Genomic DNA, 16,662 nt, shown 5'->3' with positions numbered 1-16,662 from the left:
CAACTGGCGGGCGGTCAGGAGCCGTAGATGCTGACCTTCAGCTTTTCTCGAATGGCTGCCGCCTGCACCTCGTCACGTCCGTCATAGACATCCAAGGCTTGATGCCACACCTTCCACGCGGCGGCCAGGTCACCCGCGGCCTCATAGGTGTCGCCGAGGCGGGCCAACGCGCTCGCGTGGAGAGTGGTTTCACCGACCTCCGCAGCCAGGTTGACCGCGCGCCGTCCACAGGAGAGCGCTTGCGCGTGGTCGCCTCTTTGGTGGTGAACATGGGCCAGGCTGTCCCACACGTACGCCTCACCGTGGAGGTCGCCCAGGCGTTGCGTGAGAGCAACGGCGCGTCCGCAGTAGTCAAGAGCGCGGGTGTGGTCCCCCAGCAGACTGTGATACCACCCGACCGCGTTGAGTGCGCTTGCCTCGCCCGATTCGAGGCCCGTGTGCCGATAGAGGTGCAGCATCTGTTGAGCGTGCGACAGCGCGTCGCGGTAACTTCCCTGACGCTCGGCCAACCAGGACAGATTGCTGTGGACCTGCGCCTGGCCGGTTCGGTCCCTGATCTCGACGTACAGCTTCAAGGCAGACCCGTGGTGCTGGCGGGCACGTTCGTAGTGCCCCAGGCGGGTGTGGGCGTTGGCGAGGCCGCGATGACAGCCGGCCTCGGCCCTGCGGTCCCTCAGCCGCTGCGCAGCGACGAGACCCGTGGCCTCGACCGCAGCCCACTCGTGCCACCACCCGCATCGGTTCAGGAAGGTGGTCAGTGTCCAGCCAAGCTGCCATGCGTGCGAGTCGAACCCGTTCGAGGCTGCCATGTCGACCGCCGTGACGAGTGCGCGCCGTTCGTGCGTGTACCAGGCGAACGCCGCGTCGCTGTCGGTGAGGAACTCAGTGGTCACGCCGGGCTGCGGCGCTGCGAGGTCGATCGAGTCACGCCGGTGCGGATAGATCAGGCGATCGGCGACATGGGCGGTGTGCAGGTAGTGGTCGAGCATCCGATGCCGCGCGGCGCGCAGATCGCGCTCGGTCTCGTGGACATTGACGAGTTCGCGCGCGTACTCGCGCAGGAGATCGTGGAGCGCGTACCGGTCGGTCGAACGCCGCTCCACCATGTGCACGGCTACCAGGTCGGCCAGCAGTCGGCTGGTCTGCTCCAGCGGCAGGCCGGCCAGGCTGGCGCAGGTCGAGACGGCCATCTCCAGGCCGTGATGCAGGCCGAGCAGGCGAAACAGTCGGGCGTGTTCGGGGCTGAGAGCTCTGTAGGAGCCGGAGAGAACCGTCCGGAGGTCGGACCGCGGATCGTCTCCGGCCAGGACGTCCAGATCTCCACCGCTCCCGAGGCGACCGGCGAGGACCTCGATCGAGAGCTGGGCGTCGGTGGCCGCACGCGCCGCGACGATTGCCAGCGCCAGGGGCAGACCTGCGCACCGGCGAATGATCTGGTCGACGGCTCCCGCGTCCTGCACCACCCGGGCGACGCCAAGTCGACGGGTGAGCAACTCGTGCGCTTCCACCTCGGTCAGCATGCCGAGCGGGACGGGGTGAGCCCCTTCGTTCACGACGAGTCCGGTGAGCCGGTTTCGGCTGGTGACCACGACCAGGCAGGACGGGGTGCCCGGGAGCAGCGGGCGCACCTGTGCCGCGTCGCGGGCGTTGTCCAGCACGACCAGCACCCGCCGGTCGGCCAGGACGCTGCGGTAGAGGCCAACCTGAGCGTTGAGCCCGGGAGGTATCCGGTCCGGCGGGACGTTCAACGCTTCCAGGAAGTCTCGGAGGACGTCGGTGGGCTTGAGGGCCGCCGTTCCGTCCGGGCCGAACCCGTCCAGGTTCACGAAGAGCTGGCCGTCCGGGAAACGGTCGCGGACCCGATGTGCCCAACGGACGGTCAGCGCCGTCTTGCCGACACCGGCATGGCCCACGATGGACAGGACCGTCGGGTGCGGCTGGGCAATGGGACCGGTTGCCAGAGCCGCGTCCAACTCGGCCAGACTGGCGGAACGGCCGACGAACAGGGCCCCTTGCATAGGAAGTTGAGCCGGGCGAACAGGTGTCGCACCGGCGCCGGACGCAACGGCGACGCCCTCTGGACGGCCCGACGGGTCGAGGACTCGGTCTTGCCGAAGAATCGCCTCGTACCTCTTACGCAGCTCGTCACCCGGATCGACGCCCAGCTCGTCGGCGAGCGTGGAAGCGACGCGCTGGTACGCCTCGATCGCCTCGGCCTGCCGCCCGGCCTGGTAGAGGCCGGTCATCAGCATGGCCGCGAGCCGCTCGCGCAGCGGATGTTTCGCCACCAGATCAGTCAGTTCGGCGACCACTGCGGCCCCGCCGCCGAAGGTCAGCTCGCACTCCAGGCACTCTTCGAGAACCGCGATGCGCATCTCCTCCAACACGGCCGCCTCGCGCTCCAGCACGATGCCGTTCAGATCCGCGAGCGCGGGACCCCGCCACATCGACACCGCCTGACGCAGGACGACGGCAGCCTTACGCTTGTCATCGAGCGCTATGAGGCGTCGCCCCTCGGACACGGCGTCCTTGAATCGGGCGAGGTCCAGCTGACTCGCGTCGACCCGAAGCCGGTAGTTGGCGCGCTCGCCATCCAGCAGGTGCGCCGCACCGTGGCGATCAAGTGTGCGACGCAGCTGCCAAATGCCGCTGTGGATCTGGTTGCGAGCTGTCGCGGGCGGGTCCCCGCTCCAGGCGGTGGCGATCAGGTCCGCGGCGGACACCAGCTGACCGTGGCGGAGAAGCAGACCGGCCAGCAGCCTTCTCTGCCGCTCGCCGCCCAGCTCAACGCGTTGGTCGCCAGCGCGAACCTCAAGGGGCCCGAGCACCATGAAGTCGATCGGCACCGCCACGATGACACCCCCGATGTGCAGATCGGCCCGTAGGGTAGTCATCCGGTATCACTGTGTCAAGATCGAGCTTCGCTAGTCGTCGTAAATCGTCTGAAGACCGCCCCGGGGAGACGGGCCCGGCTCGGCCCCGATCAGACCCGAGCCAGCCCCAGCGCCCGCACGTCGACAGCGACGTCCGGGCCGTAGGAGTCGGCGATGCGGCGCTCGAAAGCGTCGGCGTCGACCGTGTATTCCTGCGGGCCCTCAACCTCCAGCACGTGCGCCGCCAGGACGCAGCCCACCTGTGCCGCGCGCTCGATGGGCAGGTCGGCGGCGAGCGCGGCGAAGAAGCCGGCCCGGAAGCCGTCGCCGACGCCGGTCGGGTCGACGATGCGGCCCACCCGCGCCGCCGGGACCAGGAAGTCACAGTCCTGCCCGGTGACGCGTACCCCGTTGGCGCCCAGGGTCACGACCCGCACGCCCACGCGGCGCAGGATGTCGTCCTCACTCAGCCCGGTCTTCGACTCCAGCAAGGCCGCCTCGTACTCGTTTGTCAACAGGTAGCGAGCGCCGTTGATCATCGCCTCGATGTCGGCCGACGGCATCCGGGCCAGCTGCTGTGACGGGTCGGCGGCGAAGGGCAGGCCCAGCCGGCGGCAGGCGGCGGCGCGGGCGAGCATCGTGTCCGGGTTCTCCGCGGCGACGATCACGAGCCCGAGCCCGCCGGCCCGCGCGGCGACGCCGTCGAGGCTGATCCGGTCGGGCTCGCCCATCGCGCCGGGATAGAACGACGCGATCTGGCAGAGGTCGGTGTCGGTGGTGCAGATGAACCGGGCGGTGTGCGCGACGGAGCTGACCTGCACCTCCGAGCAGTCGACCCCGTGCCGCTCCAGCCAGCTGCGGTAGTCGCCGAAGTCGCCGCCGACCGCGCCGAGCAGCACCGGCCGGTGCCCGAGTTGGGCGAGCCCGAAGGCGATGTTGGCCGCGACCCCGCCGCGCCGGACGACCAGGTCGTCGACGAGGAACGAGAGTGAGACGGTGTCGAGTCTGCCGGCGATGAGCTGCTCGGCGAACCGCCCCGGGAAACGCATCAGATGGTCGGTCGCGATCGAACCGGATACGGCGATCATGCGGACGGGCCCTCTCAGTAGCGGTAGTGGTCGGGCTTGTAGGGCCCTTCGACCGGGACGCCGAGGTAGTTGGCTTGTTCCTTCGTCAGTTCGGTGAGGCGGACACCCAGCGCGGAGAGGTGGAGTCGGGCGACCTTCTCGTCAAGGTGCTTGGGAAGGGTGTGGACACCGATCGCGTACTGGTCGGTGCTGGTGAACAGCTCGATCTGCGCGATGGTCTGGTTGGCGAAGCTGTTCGACATCACGAAGCTCGGGTGCCCGGTGGCGTTGCCCAGGTTCAACAGCCGCCCCTCGGACAGCACGATGATCGAGTGGCCGTCCGCGAACCGCCACTCGTCCACCTGCGGCTTCACTGTGATCCGCTCGACGTCGCCGCGTTTCGCGAGGCCGGCCATGTCGATCTCGTTGTCGAAGTGACCGATGTTTCCCACGATCGCCTGGTGCTTCATCCGCGCCATGTGCTCGTTGGTGATCACGCTGAAGCAGCCGGTGGCGGTCACGAAGATGTCAGCGGTCTCGACAACGTCGTCGATGGTCGCGACCTGGTAGCCGTCCATCGCCGCCTGGAGGGCGCAGATCGGGTCCACCTCGGTCACGATGACCCGCGCACCCTGACCACGCAGACTCTCGGCGCAGCCCTTTCCGACGTCGCCGTAGCCGAACACCACTGCGACCTTCCCGCCGATCAGCACGTCGGTGGCCCGGTTGATGCCGTCGATCAGCGAGTGCCGACAGCCGTACTTGTTGTCGAACTTGCTCTTGGTCACCGAGTCGTTCACGTTGATCGCCGGGAACAGCAGGTTCCCTGCCTGCTGCATCTCGTACAGCCGGTGCACGCCTGTCGTGGTCTCCTCGGTCACTCCCTTGATCCCGGCGGCGACCCGCGTCCAGCGGCGGTTGTCCTCCCGCAGCGACCGCGTCAACACACCGAGGATGACCTCGTACTCCTCCGAGTCGGCGCTCTCCGGCGACGGGACCGCCCCGATCGCCTCGAACTCAGCGCCCTTGTGCACCAGCAGTGTGGCGTCACCACCATCGTCGAGGATCATGTTCGGGCCCTGCCCGTCCGGCCAGAGCAGCACCTGCTGGGTGCACCACCAGTACTCGTCGAGGGACTCGCCCTTCCAGGCGTAGACCGGGACACCCGCCGGGGCTTCCGGGGTGCCGGTCGGGCCGACCGCGATCGCCGCCGCCGCGTGGTCCTGGGTGGAGAAGATGTTGCAGGACGCCCACCGGACCTGCGCGCCGAGCGCCACCAGCGTCTCGATCAACACCGCCGTCTGGATCGTCATGTGCAGGGAGCCGGTGATCCGCGCACCCTTCAACGGCTGGCGCTCGGCGAACTCCCTCCGGATCGACATCAGACCCGGCATCTCATGCTCGGCCAGCTCGATCTCCTTACGCCCGAAGGCCGCCAACGACAGATCCGCCACCTTGAAATCGCTGAAGTCGCCAGTCATGCCCGCACCCTCCCCCACCCGCGTCGAGGACCGTTGGAGTCCCGTTCAACCGGGACCATGCTCCGCACCCGGGCCACCCCGGGCCCGGGTGCGGAGCAAGCGCCGTCAGGAGTTGCGGCTGGCCGGGTCGACCCGGGCGTACGTGAGCAGGTCGGCCATCGTGAACTGGCCCGAGAAGCGGGCGGGCAGGGTCGGACGCCAGTTGGGCTGCACCTTCAGGTAGCTCGCCGGGTCGAGCTGGGCGATGCCGATGAGCACCTCTGCCACGATTCGCCCACCTACCGCGCCCAACGAGCCTCCGCCGGCCTGGAGCTGTGCCTCCTTGAGGATGTAGTAGAAGAGCGGGGTGTTCGAGTCCAGGCCGAGGCCGTACCCACTGAGCTCCGGGAAGTTGAAGCTGCCGAGTGCGGGCGCGCCGATGTGCGCGGCGATCCGCTGGCCCGACGGGATGCCGAAGGTGAGCTGACGGAGCAGGTCGCGTCCGAGCAGGTTGGCCGACGGCGAGCCGGACGGCGGCGGTGGCAGCGGGAAGCCGAACAGCGGCGTCGAGTTGCGGACGTCGATCCACTTGCTCCAGCGCACCTGGCCGTCGAAGAACTGGAACCAGAACTGGTGGTCGAGGTAGCGACGGGCGGCCCGCTTCCCGCCGCGCAGGTCGGCCGGGTCGGAGCCGCTCAGCGCCGGGTCGAAGAGCATGGCGTAGAACTCGTCGCCACCGTTGCCGGTGCGGTTGACCAGGTAGGCCGGTCGGGGCTGGCTGTGGCCGAAGCGGAACGCCGCCGCTGTGAACTCGACCGGGATGAACGTCGCGTTCGGCTCCGGCTTGTAGAAGCGGCGGCCGCCGTTGAGCACTGTGAAGACAGTGCCCGGGCCGGCGATCAGCGGAAGGAACTCGTTGAGCACGATCCACTGGTAGTGCCAGGTGACGAGTTGTCGGGCGGCGCCGAAGACCTGTGCCGCCGGTGTGCCCTGTGCGCGCACCAGGTCGACCACCCGGTTGTGGAAGAGGATGAACGCGGCCGTGATCTGCGCGATCGGCAGATTCTCGTCGTTGCGGACGTCGAAGACGATCGCCCTGCCACTGGAGTTGCGCGGCAGGTCCTCGAAGCGCCCGCCCGACTCGATCTTGAGTTTGGCGGGATCGGTCGAGTTGTACAGCTCTGGGTTTCCGGTCGGCCCGCCACCGTAGAGCGAGTCGAGGTCGAGAGCCGGCGTCCGGGGGTTGGGCACCGTGGTCGGGTCAACAGGCGTACCCAGCGGCGCCGTCGTCTCGAAGGCCAGGTCGTGGTCGATGAACTGCCCGAAGTACGTCATGCCCTGCGGGATCGAGAAGTTGTCGGGGTTGTTGATGCTGTGCTGCTGCTGGTCGGCGAGCGCCTCCGCGCCGACGCTGAGCGGGTCGCGGGCGTCCATCGGGCCACCGACGCGCGACAGGTCGATCAGCGCGTTGCGCATCTGGGTCGTCGCGGACCCGAACGCCGGCAGCGACGGGAACATCCGACCGAACCGGTTGGAGAACGCGGCCGCCGCCGGCGTCGCGTCGAGCAGGACTCCCCCGGTGCCGGCCACGAGCGCCCCCGCGCCGACTCCGGCCAATAATCGCCGTCGGCTGACACCTCGAGAAGCGTTGTCAATTGCCATGTCGGCCACCTTCCGTCCGCAGGCGCCCGCGTGGACGCACGGGCCGCAAACCCGCGAACCGGCAGCAGTGTGAACCCTTCGGTTAGTGGCGCCCTGGAGCTTCGGTGGTGTCCGGCTGGAGGCCGGTGAGCATGGTGTCGACCAGCGAGGTGTCGTGTTTCGCCGCGCGGAACAACGGGTGGTCGAGCGTCGATCGGAGGAAGTCGCGGGTGGTGGCCACACCTGGCCCTTCGACTGCGCACTCGTCGAGCGCGCGGGCCATCCGGGCCAGGGCCTGGGTGCGGTCGGGCGCCCAGACGACCACCTTCGCGAGGAGGGAGTCGTAGTCGGCCGGAACCCGGTAGCCGGCGTACCCGTGCGTGTCGACACGGACGAACGGGCCGGCGGGCAGGTCGAAGCGGGTCAGCTCACCCGGCGTCGGTACGAAGCCGCGCGCCGGGTCCTCGACGTTGAGGCGACACTCGATCGCCGTGCCGCGCGGGGTCACGTCGGCCTGGGTCAGCGCCAGCCGTTCGCCGGCCGCGACGAGGATCTGTTGCCGCACCAGGTCGACGCCGGTCACCAACTCGGAGACCGGGTGTTCGACCTGGAGCCGGCAGTTGACCTCCATGAGGTGGAAGTCGTCCCCACCGCCGACCAGGAACTCGAAGGTGCCCGCGCCCACGTAACCGACACCGAGCGCGCCGGTGACCGCGGCGGCGGTCATCCGGTCGACCATGTGTTGCGGCAACCCGGGCGCGGGTGACTCCTCGATCAGCTTCTGGTGACGCCGCTGCACCGAGCAGTCGCGCTCGCCGAGGTGGATGCCGTTGCCGTAGCGGTCGGTGAGCACCTGCACCTCGACGTGGCGGGCCGACTCGAGGTAACGCTCGATGTAGACCCGGTTGTCGCCGAAGAGCAGCTGCGCCTCGGCCCGCGCGGAGGCGAACTCGCCCAGGAACGAGGCCGGGTCGCGGACTACCCGTACGCCCCGACCGCCGCCACCGGCGACCGCCTTGATGATCAGCGGGAAACCGATCTCGTCGGCGACCGCGCGGGCGTGGGCCGCGGACTCGACGGCGTCGGTAGTGCCGGGGAGCACGGGCAGGCCGAGGCCCGCCATGATGCCTCGCGTCCGGGCCTTGTCGCCCAGCGCGGCCATCACGGCGGGCGGCGGCCCGATGAACGTGATCCCGTCGGCCTCGCAGATCTCGGCGAAGTCCGGGTCCTCGGAGAGGAATCCGTAGCCCGGGTGGATGGCGTCGGCCCCCGTGCGACGGGCCGCCTCGATGATGGCCGGGGCGCTCAGGTAGCTACGCCGGCTGGGACCTGGCCCGATCTGGACGGCTTCGTCGGCCAGCCGCACCACAGCCGAGTCACGGTCGACTGTCGAGTAGACCGCCACGGTACGCAGCCCCATCTCCCGGCAGGTCCGGGCGATCCGGACCGCGATCTCGCCCCGGTTGGCGATCAGCACCGACTCGAACACTGGGTCAACCCTCCGACACAGCTAAGGCGATCAACCGTTCGCCGTACTCGACCGGGGTCGCGTTGGGCACCAGCACCTTCACTACCTCGCCCGCGCGGTCGGCTTCGACCGGGATCATCATCTTCATCGCTTCGAGGATCGCGACCTGCTGGCCCGGAACGACCTGGTCGCCCTCACTGACGAACGGGTCAGCACCGGGCGACGGCGCGAGGTAGAGCGTCGCGACCATCGGCGCGCACACGTAGTGCAGACCGGCGTCGGCCTCCACCGGCGGGACCGCCGGGACCGCTGCCACCCCGGGTGCGCCGTCCGGCCACTCCACCTCGACCACCAGGTCGCCGTGCTGGAGCCGGGCGCGGCGGACCGGACCAGGCGTCGACCCGATCAGCCGCGCGAGACTGCGGACCGCGGCATCCAGCGGGTCGGCGTTACCCTCCGGCATTCGTCAAACCTCCGATCTGTCGGAAGCGGGCCCGGCGCTGGGCCCGCACCTCCTCGCGGTTGAGACCGGCCAACTCAGCGAACGCGTCGACAATCGCCCGGTGTACGGCCGACGCGGTCGCCCCGGGATCGACCGGTGCCCCGCCGAGTGGTTCGGGAACCACCCCGTCGACGACGCCAAGCGCCAGCAGGTCGCCGGCCTGGAGCTTGAGCTGCGCGGCGGCCTCGTCGGCCCGACCGGAGTCGTTCCAGAGGATCGCGGCGCAGCCTTCCGGGCTGATCACCGAGTACGTCGCGTTGGCGAGCATCAGCACCCGGTTGCCGACGCCGAGGGCGAGCGCGCCTCCGCTGCCACCCTCGCCGGTCACGATCGCGACTACCGGAACCGTCAACCCGGCCATCAGCCGGATGCTGTCGGCGATGGCGATGGCCTGCCCGTTCTCCTCCGCCGAGATGCCGTGGTAGGCCCCGGGGGTGTCGATCAGCGTCACGATCGGCGTGCCGAGCTTCTCGGCCAGGCGCATCAGCCGGGCCGCCTTGCGATAGCCCGCCGGTGTCGCCATACCGAAGTTGCGGCTGGCCACCTCGGCGACAGTGTGGCCCTTCTGGTGGCCGATCACCACTGTGGGCCGGCCGTCGATCAGACCGACACCGCCGACGATCGCCGGACAGTCACTCGCCAGCCGGTCGCCGTGCAACTCCACGAAACCGTCAACGAAGTGGCCGATGTAGTCGAGCGTGGATGGTCGACCAAGATCGCGGGACAGCGCCACGACAGCCCACGGGTCCGCCGACTCGGTGGGCGTGGTGGCCCGTACCGGGTAGGGATCCGGCGCGGACCGGTCGGCCCCCGCGAAGGCCAGCAGCCGGCCGATGGTCGGCCGCAGGTTCGACCGGGGCACCAGGTCGTCCAGCATGCCGCGGGCGAAGAGGTACTCGGCGGTCTGGAAGCCGGCCGGCAGCGGCTGACGCAGCGTCTGCTGGATGACCCTCGGCCCGGCGAAGCCGAGGCGCGCCCCCGGCTCGGCGAGGATGACGTCGCAGAGCGTCGCGAACGATGCCGCGACGCCACCGTAGGTCGGGTCGCTGACCAGCGAGATCGTCAACACCCCGGCCTCGTCGAGGGCCCCGAGCGCCGCGCTCGTCTTGGCCATCTGCATGAGCGACAGCACGCCCTCCTGCATCCGGGCGCCGCCGGAGGCGCTGACGATCAGCAGTGGCGTACGGGTATCGAGCGCCAACTCGGCCGCCCTGGTGATCCGCTCGCCGACGCCCGTGCCGAGGCTGCCGCCGAGGAAGCGGAAGTCCATGACCGCCGCTATCAACGGCTGCCCCTCGACAGTGCCCCGGACGCAGACCACCGCCTCGTCGAGCCCGGTACGCCGACGGGCCGCCTCGATCCGTTGCGGGTACGGCTTCGTGTCGACGAACCCGAGCGGATCGCCGAAGGCGCCGACCGGTGGCAGCTCCTCGACCGAGTCGAGATCGAAGAGCTGCTCGATCCGCTGGTGTGCGGTGACCTGGTCGTGGTGGTCGCACTCCGGGCAGACTCCCAGGTTGCGCTCGACCCGGCGCTGGTAGAGCAGCGCCCGGCAGCCCGGGCAGATCAGCCAGCTCTTGCCGACTGGCGTGTTGACGGTGGCGGTCATGACTGCCCGCGTTCGGCCGCGGCCTTCTCCACGATCTCCCGGATGCGTGCCTGCTGCTCACGTGTGGTCCGGTTGAGGTGGGCGGTCATGCCCTCGTCGTCGGCGTGCCCGCCCGGCCGCATCTCGAAGTCCTGTACCCATCGCATCCGCACGCCGCCGTCCGGAATCTCGGTGTATTCCCAGAACAGGTTCATGTACTTGAAGGCGCCGGTCTCCAGCCGCCGTGCCCGCACCACCCGGTCGCTGCGGTCGGGCACCCGCTCGGAGACCCAGCTCCAGACCCGGCCGGCCGGGTCGGGGTGCATGGTCAGGCGGAAGACGACGGCCCCGTCGGCGGACGTCGAGAGCACTTCGGTGCTGGCGTACTCGCTGAACAGGGAGGGCCAGTTGGGGATGTCGTTGGTCAGGTCCCAGACGAGGTCGAACGGTGCGTTGATGACGACCTCGTTGTCAGTGTGTCCGGCCATGGGGTCACCGATCCGCGAGTCGTTGGTTGACGTAGTCGACGGCGAGCCGCGGCGTCTTCATGATCGACACGGCGTCGTCGGGGATGCGCACCTCGTACTCCTGCTGCACCCGCGCCGCCAGCTCCAACAGCGCGAGTGAGTCATAGCCGAGGTCGTCGAACGGCGCGTCGAGCGTCGCCGGATCGGCCCAGTCGGTCTGCTCGACCACACCGGAACTGGTCTCCAGGATCCGACGCAGGTCGTCGAGGGTCAGCTGGCTCATGAGTTTCCTCCCGTCGGTCGCTGCCACCCGTCGCGCACGCCGCCGACCTGCGGCACCGGCGACTCGGGATGCGGGACCTCCTCGGTGTCGACGTGGCCCAGCTCGGGGCGCGGCGCGAGCGGGCTGATCTGAAACACGATCAGCGCGGTCTCGCCACCGGCGTTGACGATGCGGTGCCGCTGGCCGCGACGGACCATGAGGGCCTCGTCGGCCGCGAGCTTGACCTCCGCGCCGTCGACCCGGATCACGACCTCGCCACGCACCAGATAACAGAACTTGTCCGAGTACGGGTTGTACTGCTCCGCCAGGAACTCGCCCGGCTCCAGGCGGACAGTGCCCATGAAGCCCTCCGTCGCGTCGACGGTCTTCGGGCTGAGCAGGATCCGCACCTCGCCGCCGATCCGGTTGATGCCGGGCACATCGGTGGCGGCGACCTTCACGATCGGTTGCCGATGCATGGTCATCCCTTCTCTGCGACGAGCACTCGGAACGGCAGGTCCGTCGGGTGGACGGTGGCCGGGCCGAAGCCCGCCGCGGCGAGGGCCCGGTTGTAGGCGGCGACGGAGTGCGACTCCCCCTCGAAGGTCCAGACCAACATCAACACCGAGAAGAGGTACGGCGCCGGGTCCAGTGCCGGCGACTCGTCGCCGGTGGTGAAACCGACGATGACCAGCCGCCCACCCGGCTTGACCACGGAACCGAGCCGGGTCACCAACTCGTGCACCCGCTCCTCGGAGAAGTGGTGGGTGACGTTGGTGAGCAGCACGACGTCGTAGGGACCGCCGAGATCGGTGGTGAACATGTCACCCGGCAGGAACGACGCCCGGTCGCGTACGCCGAGCCGCTCGGCGTGCTTCTCCGTCACGGCGAGAACGTTGGGCCAGTCCAGCGAGGTCACCGCCGCCTGCGGGTTGTGCTGCGCGAGCGTGTAGCCGTAGACGCCGTGGCCGCAGGCGACGTCGAGGATGTCGAGTTCGGCGCGCTCCTTCGTCCACGGCGCGAGCGCCTCGGCCATCACCTCGGCGGTCGGCTGGGCGACCTTCGTCGCGTACGCGGCGAAGTCCTCCCAGTAGGTGTACTCCGGGGTCTCGGCGTGCACGTCGAGCACGGTCCCGCCGGCCCGTACGGCGGCGCTGAGGTCGCGCAGCGCGTCCCACTCCCAGTCGCTCGACATCACCTTGACCATGCCGCCCAGGTAGTCCGGACGGGTGCTGACCAGGTGGTCGGCGGCCGCCGGGGTGAGCGAGAAGTGCTCGCCGGTCCGGTCGGTGAGGCGGATCGCTGTGAGCGCGTCGAGCAGGATGCGCGCGCCCCGCGGGTGGATGCCGAGCTTCGGGGCGAGCCCGCTGGCCGTGGCCGGGCCCGCGGCGAGCGCGTCGAACACACCCAGCTCGACAGCGGTACGCAGCAGGCTCGTCTTCTTGTATGCCTGCATCATGTCGTTGATGTCGCGGCGGGTCAGCGTCACGTGATGCTCCCTGTCTCGGGGCTCCAGGTGTAGAAGGGCGTGGCCTTCGAGTCCTGCAACTCGGTCATGCTGTCCGGCGCGTAGCGCTGCAGGTAGGCCGAGAGGCGCCGGTTGACCTCCTGGAAGTCCGCGCGGGCTCGGGCCGCGAGAAGCTTGTCGAAGACGTCGGTGTCGGCCTCGAGCAGGTGCATGTAGAGGTCCTGGTATTGGAAGAGCGTGCGCCGCGAGATGCCGACGACGTAGGGCATGTCGCCCTTGTCGTGCTCGGCGAAGAGCTCGGCGACAGCGTCGGCGTGACCGGGGGCCATCCGCATGACCATGAGGGCGCGGTAGGACATGTGCTCACGCTCCCCGCAGGATCGTTGCCAGGGCGGCGGCAAGGCTCTGCGCCTGGTCGTCGACCGGCCCGGCGCTGCGCCAGGCGACGATGCCGTCGGGGCGTACCAGCAGCGCTCCGCCGGGGCCGACTCCGCAGCTCGCGAGCCACGAACCGTCGTCGGCGAGGTCACCGTCGGGGCCGGCGGTGAGCGCCTTGATCGGGAGACCGGTCTCCGCCGAGACCGCCTCGGCCGCCGTGAGCCAGGAATCGTCGCCTGGAGCCGTGGCCAACGTCCAGCCCTCGGTCAGCACGTCGATCGTGGAGACCCGAGCGCCGTCGTGGTCGACCCAGCCGTGCGGGGCACGCGATCCGGGTTGGCCGGTGAAGGTCAGCTCGCGGGGCAGCAGCTCGGTGTCGGCGGGCGCGCCGACGATCGCGTTGGAGGTGTACCGGTAGCCCATCGTCACGATGACGAAGTCCCGGTAGGCGGCCTTGTCCTCGTCGGCGAGCTGACCCCGGGTGCGGAACAGCATCCACGCCTGGTCGGCGGTCGCCGCGCCGACCGGACGACGCTCGGCCTCGTAGGAGTCGAGCAGGCTCTCGTCGGCCCGCCCCGCAAGGACGTCGGCGAGCTTCCACGCCAGGTTGTGCGCGTCCTGGATGCCGGCGTTGACGCCGAAGCCGCCGGCCGGCGGGTGGGCGTGACAGGCGTCGCCGGCGAGGAAGACCCGCCCTTGCTGGTACGCGTCGGCGACCATGTGCCGCGCGTCCCAGGGCTGGGCCGACTCGACCTCGACCTCCAGCTCGGGGTCACCGGCCGCGATCCGGGCCAGCTCGACGCAGCGTTCGGGGGTGAAGTCGGCCGGCGACTGGCCCCGCTCCGGGTAGTAGTTGACGCCGAACATCCACCGCCCCGGCTCGATGAAGAGCAGCAGACCCTGGGCAAGCTGGTTCATCAGGTAGATCAGCGTGAACCGGGGTGCCGACTCGGGCAGGTCGACCTTGGCGCGGAAGATGATGCTGACGAAGTTCCCGGCGACCCCGTTGCTGCGATCTCCGATCTGGAGCATGTTCCGGACGGGGCTCTTCACGCCGTCGGCCGCGACGACGTAGCGCGCCCGGATGGTGCGTGTCGTGCCGTTGTCGTTGACTGTCGCGGTGACCCCGTCCTGGTCCTGGGTCAGCCCGATCAGCTCGTTCTGGAAGCGGATCTCCGCGCCCGCCTCGACGGCGGCGTCGTAGAGCAGCGGCTCGTAGTGGTCCTGGCCGCACCAGATCGGCCAGCTCGGCGTGAACTTGTCGTAGTCGACGTCGTGCGCCTCCATGACGAACGACTTGTGGAGGTCGGCCAGCGACTGGGCGCCGAGCATTACCAGTGGCGTGGCGCGGCCGGCGCGGACGAGGTCGAGTTCGGCGCCCGGCCCGACGATCTTCATGCCGGCCTGCTGCACGGCCGGCTCCAGGCCGACGGTGCGGAAGATCTCCACGGTGCGGGCGTGCAGACCTGTCGCGCGGGGGATCGTCGACAACCGGGGTCGACGTTCGACAAGGATCGGCCGGATCCCCTTGCGGGCCAGGAAGAGCGCGGTCGACAGGCCGACCGGGCCGCCGCCGACGATCAGGACGTCGGTGCTTCCGTCAGACATGAGCGTCCTCCGTGTAGACGACTTTGTAGAGGTGGCGTTCCGGCGTGGCGATCGCGCGTACCTCGCCGAAGTGGGGGTGGACCTCGGGGTTCTGGAGCATCGCTGTGAAGTGCTCTTCGCTCTTCCACTGCGCGTAGTTGACGACCCGGGTTCCGTCGAGGCTGGCGTGGATGTTCGCCGACACGAACCCGTCGACCTTGGACATCACCGCGTCGGTCGCCTCGATCAGGATGTCGACGAGCCTCTGCTGGTTGGCCGGCTCGACGGTGAAGACGTTGACCATCGTCACGACCGGCTGGTCGATGCCGATGTGTGCCATTGCGGGCTTCCTTTCCTAGATCGGACGCGCTTCGAGCAGGGCCCAGCCGCGGGACGCGGGTGTGTTGACCAGCTCGAAACCGGACGCACTGAACAGCGCCTGCCATTCGCGGAGGTCGCGCTCCTTGCCGCCGAAGAGCACCAGCATGTCGATGTCGATGATCTTGGCGTGGTCCCACTGGTTGCGCGGCGGCACGATCTGGTCGATCGCGATGAGGCGGGAGTCGGCGTCGCCGATCGCCGCGCGGATCCGACGCAGCAACGTGACGCAGGTGTCGTCCGGCCAGTTGTGGACGATCGACTTCAGGATGTACGCGTCGGCGCCGGCCGGCAGCTCGTCGGTGAAGAAGTCGCCGCCCCGCACCTCGACGCGCTCGGTGACACCGTGCTCCTTGAGCAGCGGTTCGGCATCGGCCACGACCTCGGGCAGGTCGAAGAGGACACCGGTGCCCTCGGGATGACGCTGGAGCATCTTGGCCAGGAAGTAGCCGTTGCTGCCGCCGATGTCGGCGATCCGGCCGAACCGCTCGGGTGCCAACTCCGCAGCGAACCGGTCGGCGAGCCGCCGGCTCCAGTGGGCCATGAAGCCCTCGAAGAACCGATTGGCCTCCGGGTGGGCCTGGAGGTAGTCGTAGAAGCCCATGCCGAAGACCTTGTTGAAGGCCGGCTCGCCGGTGCGGACGCTGTGCAGGATCTCCGCGTACGGGAGGCGGTTGAAGTCGGCACCGCTGAACTGCACCATCGGCCGCAGACCGCCGATCCGGGCCGACGTCAGCCCCTCGCCGAGCGGCGTCAGCGCGAACGACCCGTCCTCCTGCTCGTCGAAGATGCCGACCGCGGAGGCCGCGCGCAGGATCCGTCGCAGCGCGTCCTCGTGCGACTCGGTCGCCGCCGCCAGTTGGGCGACCGGCACCGGTCCGTCGACGAGCAGGTCGGCGACGCCGAGCTCGGTGACCACGTAGATCACGTTGGCGATCTGTTTGGCGCTTCCCAGCACCGCGATCTGCCGTTCACGCAGGTCGAGTGCCTGCTGCTCGTCGAAGTTCGCGACGGCGGCGAGGCTGGCGTCGGTCATCGTCCATTCCTTTCGTCGGTCACGACCATGGCCGCGTTGAACCCGCCGTAGCCCCTGGCGAGGACGAGCGCCGCGCGTACGGGTGTCTCCCGCGCGACGTCGCGCACCAGGTCGAGGTGCAGGCCCTCGGCCGGCTGGCGGATGTTGGTGGTGGGCGGGATGACGCCGTGCCGGATCGACAGCAGCGCGGAGACGAGGTCGAGCGCCGCCCCGCCCGAGTAGAGCCGGCCGGTCATCGTCTTGGGCGCTGTCACCGGCACCCCATGTGGGCCGAAGACCGCTGTGATCGCCTCGGCCTCGACGCGGTCGAGCTCCGCGACACCGGCGCCGTCGGCGAAGACGACGTCGATGTCGGCCGGTGTGAGACCGGCGTCGGACACTGCCATCTCGGCCGCGCAACGGTGCCGGCACCCCGGCCAATGGTGGTGCGTACCGGTCGATGCCGGCCTGGTCCGATCTGACCGGCGCGGCCGGGACGAACGGCGTC

The 16,662-nt window shown here is 69.5% G+C and carries 15 protein-coding genes and 1 pseudogene; all 16 read right to left on the bottom strand.

Annotated features, from left to right (window positions below; translation table 11 throughout):
• Positions 1-14 precede the first annotated feature (14 nt).
• Complete coding sequence (locus AB0C20_RS11500; RefSeq protein ID WP_357567873.1) at positions 15-2,852, bottom strand: BTAD domain-containing putative transcriptional regulator; 2,838 nt, start codon at positions 2,850-2,852, stop codon at positions 15-17.
• A gap of 131 nt (positions 2,853-2,983) precedes the next feature.
• A complete protein-coding gene (locus AB0C20_RS11495) occupies positions 2,984-3,961 on the bottom strand; it encodes a carbohydrate kinase family protein (protein WP_357567872.1) in 978 nt (325 codons plus the stop codon).
• A 14-nt stretch (positions 3,962-3,975) separates the two neighbouring features.
• Complete coding sequence (ahcY, locus tag AB0C20_RS11490) at positions 3,976-5,421, bottom strand: adenosylhomocysteinase (protein ID WP_357567871.1); 1,446 nt, start codon at positions 5,419-5,421, stop codon at positions 3,976-3,978.
• Between the two features lie 105 nt (positions 5,422-5,526).
• On the bottom strand, positions 5,527-6,990 hold the full coding sequence (locus tag AB0C20_RS11485) for a peroxidase family protein (protein WP_357567870.1): 1,464 nt from the start codon (positions 6,988-6,990) through the stop codon (positions 5,527-5,529).
• A 154-nt stretch (positions 6,991-7,144) separates the two neighbouring features.
• Entirely contained in the window at positions 7,145-8,530 is a 1,386-nt protein-coding gene (locus AB0C20_RS11480) for an acetyl-CoA carboxylase biotin carboxylase subunit (protein WP_357186225.1), read from the bottom strand.
• A 4-nt stretch (positions 8,531-8,534) separates the two neighbouring features.
• On the bottom strand, positions 8,535-8,972 hold the full coding sequence (locus AB0C20_RS11475; RefSeq protein WP_151496891.1) for a biotin/lipoyl-containing protein: 438 nt from the start codon (positions 8,970-8,972) through the stop codon (positions 8,535-8,537).
• On the bottom strand, positions 8,959-10,620 hold the full coding sequence (locus AB0C20_RS11470; RefSeq protein ID WP_357567869.1) for an acetyl-CoA carboxylase carboxyltransferase subunit alpha: 1,662 nt from the start codon (positions 10,618-10,620) through the stop codon (positions 8,959-8,961). Before AB0C20_RS11470 ends, AB0C20_RS11475 begins: the two co-directional genes overlap by 14 nt.
• Positions 10,617-11,087 (bottom strand): SRPBCC family protein, encoded by a 471-nt coding sequence (locus tag AB0C20_RS11465; protein ID WP_357186233.1) that lies wholly within the window; start codon positions 11,085-11,087, stop codon positions 10,617-10,619. The genes AB0C20_RS11470 and AB0C20_RS11465 overlap by 4 nt, the downstream gene beginning before the upstream one ends.
• 4 nt (positions 11,088-11,091) lie before the next feature.
• The gene (locus AB0C20_RS11460) at positions 11,092-11,349 is read right to left on the bottom strand and encodes a phosphopantetheine-binding protein (protein ID WP_091394916.1); all 258 of its coding nucleotides are present in this window, start codon (positions 11,347-11,349) and stop codon (positions 11,092-11,094) included.
• On the bottom strand, positions 11,346-11,807 hold the full coding sequence (locus AB0C20_RS11455) for a cupin domain-containing protein (protein WP_091394919.1): 462 nt from the start codon (positions 11,805-11,807) through the stop codon (positions 11,346-11,348). Before AB0C20_RS11455 ends, AB0C20_RS11460 begins: the two co-directional genes overlap by 4 nt.
• A gap of 2 nt (positions 11,808-11,809) precedes the next feature.
• Entirely contained in the window at positions 11,810-12,817 is a 1,008-nt protein-coding gene (locus tag AB0C20_RS11450; RefSeq protein WP_357186237.1) for a methyltransferase, read from the bottom strand.
• Positions 12,814-13,155 (bottom strand): TcmI family type II polyketide cyclase, encoded by a 342-nt coding sequence (locus AB0C20_RS11445; protein ID WP_112581708.1) that lies wholly within the window; start codon positions 13,153-13,155, stop codon positions 12,814-12,816. Before AB0C20_RS11445 ends, AB0C20_RS11450 begins: the two co-directional genes overlap by 4 nt.
• A gap of 4 nt (positions 13,156-13,159) precedes the next feature.
• A complete protein-coding gene (locus AB0C20_RS11440) occupies positions 13,160-14,782 on the bottom strand; it encodes an FAD-dependent oxidoreductase (protein WP_357567868.1) in 1,623 nt (540 codons plus the stop codon).
• A complete protein-coding gene (locus tag AB0C20_RS11435; RefSeq protein ID WP_357186243.1) occupies positions 14,775-15,101 on the bottom strand; it encodes an antibiotic biosynthesis monooxygenase family protein in 327 nt (108 codons plus the stop codon). The genes AB0C20_RS11440 and AB0C20_RS11435 overlap by 8 nt, the downstream gene beginning before the upstream one ends.
• A gap of 15 nt (positions 15,102-15,116) precedes the next feature.
• Complete coding sequence (locus AB0C20_RS11430; RefSeq protein WP_357186246.1) at positions 15,117-16,175, bottom strand: methyltransferase; 1,059 nt, start codon at positions 16,173-16,175, stop codon at positions 15,117-15,119.
• Positions 16,172-16,570, bottom strand: a pseudogene (locus tag AB0C20_RS11425) (ketosynthase chain-length factor); the annotation flags it as partial. The gene AB0C20_RS11430 and the pseudogene AB0C20_RS11425, both read right to left, overlap by 4 nt.
• Positions 16,571-16,662: the final 92 nt, after the last annotated feature.

This window comes from Micromonospora sp. NPDC048843 (assembly GCF_040649965.1).
Lineage (GTDB): Bacteria > Actinomycetota > Actinomycetes > Mycobacteriales > Micromonosporaceae > Micromonospora > Micromonospora hortensis.
Note: the sequence above shows the minus strand (reverse complement) of the source record. Positions and strands in the feature narration are given on the sequence as shown.

Excerpts from the sequence above, each read along its gene's own strand:
- AB0C20_RS11495 (WP_357567872.1), bottom strand. The coding sequence starts at position 3,961 with ATGATCGCCGTATCCGGTTCGATCGCGACCGACCATCTGATGCGTTTC.
- ahcY (WP_357567871.1), bottom strand. The coding sequence starts at position 5,421 with ATGACTGGCGACTTCAGCGATTTCAAGGTGGCGGATCTGTCGTTGGCG.
- AB0C20_RS11475 (WP_151496891.1), bottom strand. The coding sequence starts at position 8,972 with ATGCCGGAGGGTAACGCCGACCCGCTGGATGCCGCGGTCCGCAGTCTC.
- AB0C20_RS11470 (WP_357567869.1), bottom strand. The coding sequence starts at position 10,620 with ATGACCGCCACCGTCAACACGCCAGTCGGCAAGAGCTGGCTGATCTGC.
- AB0C20_RS11465 (WP_357186233.1), bottom strand. The coding sequence starts at position 11,087 with ATGGCCGGACACACTGACAACGAGGTCGTCATCAACGCACCGTTCGAC.
- AB0C20_RS11460 (WP_091394916.1), bottom strand. The coding sequence starts at position 11,349 with ATGAGCCAGCTGACCCTCGACGACCTGCGTCGGATCCTGGAGACCAGT.
- AB0C20_RS11455 (WP_091394919.1), bottom strand. The coding sequence starts at position 11,807 with ATGCATCGGCAACCGATCGTGAAGGTCGCCGCCACCGATGTGCCCGGC.
- AB0C20_RS11445 (WP_112581708.1), bottom strand. The coding sequence starts at position 13,155 with ATGTCCTACCGCGCCCTCATGGTCATGCGGATGGCCCCCGGTCACGCC.
- AB0C20_RS11440 (WP_357567868.1), bottom strand. The coding sequence starts at position 14,782 with ATGTCTGACGGAAGCACCGACGTCCTGATCGTCGGCGGCGGCCCGGTC.
- AB0C20_RS11435 (WP_357186243.1), bottom strand. The coding sequence starts at position 15,101 with ATGGCACACATCGGCATCGACCAGCCGGTCGTGACGATGGTCAACGTC.
- AB0C20_RS11430 (WP_357186246.1), bottom strand. The coding sequence starts at position 16,175 with ATGACCGACGCCAGCCTCGCCGCCGTCGCGAACTTCGACGAGCAGCAG.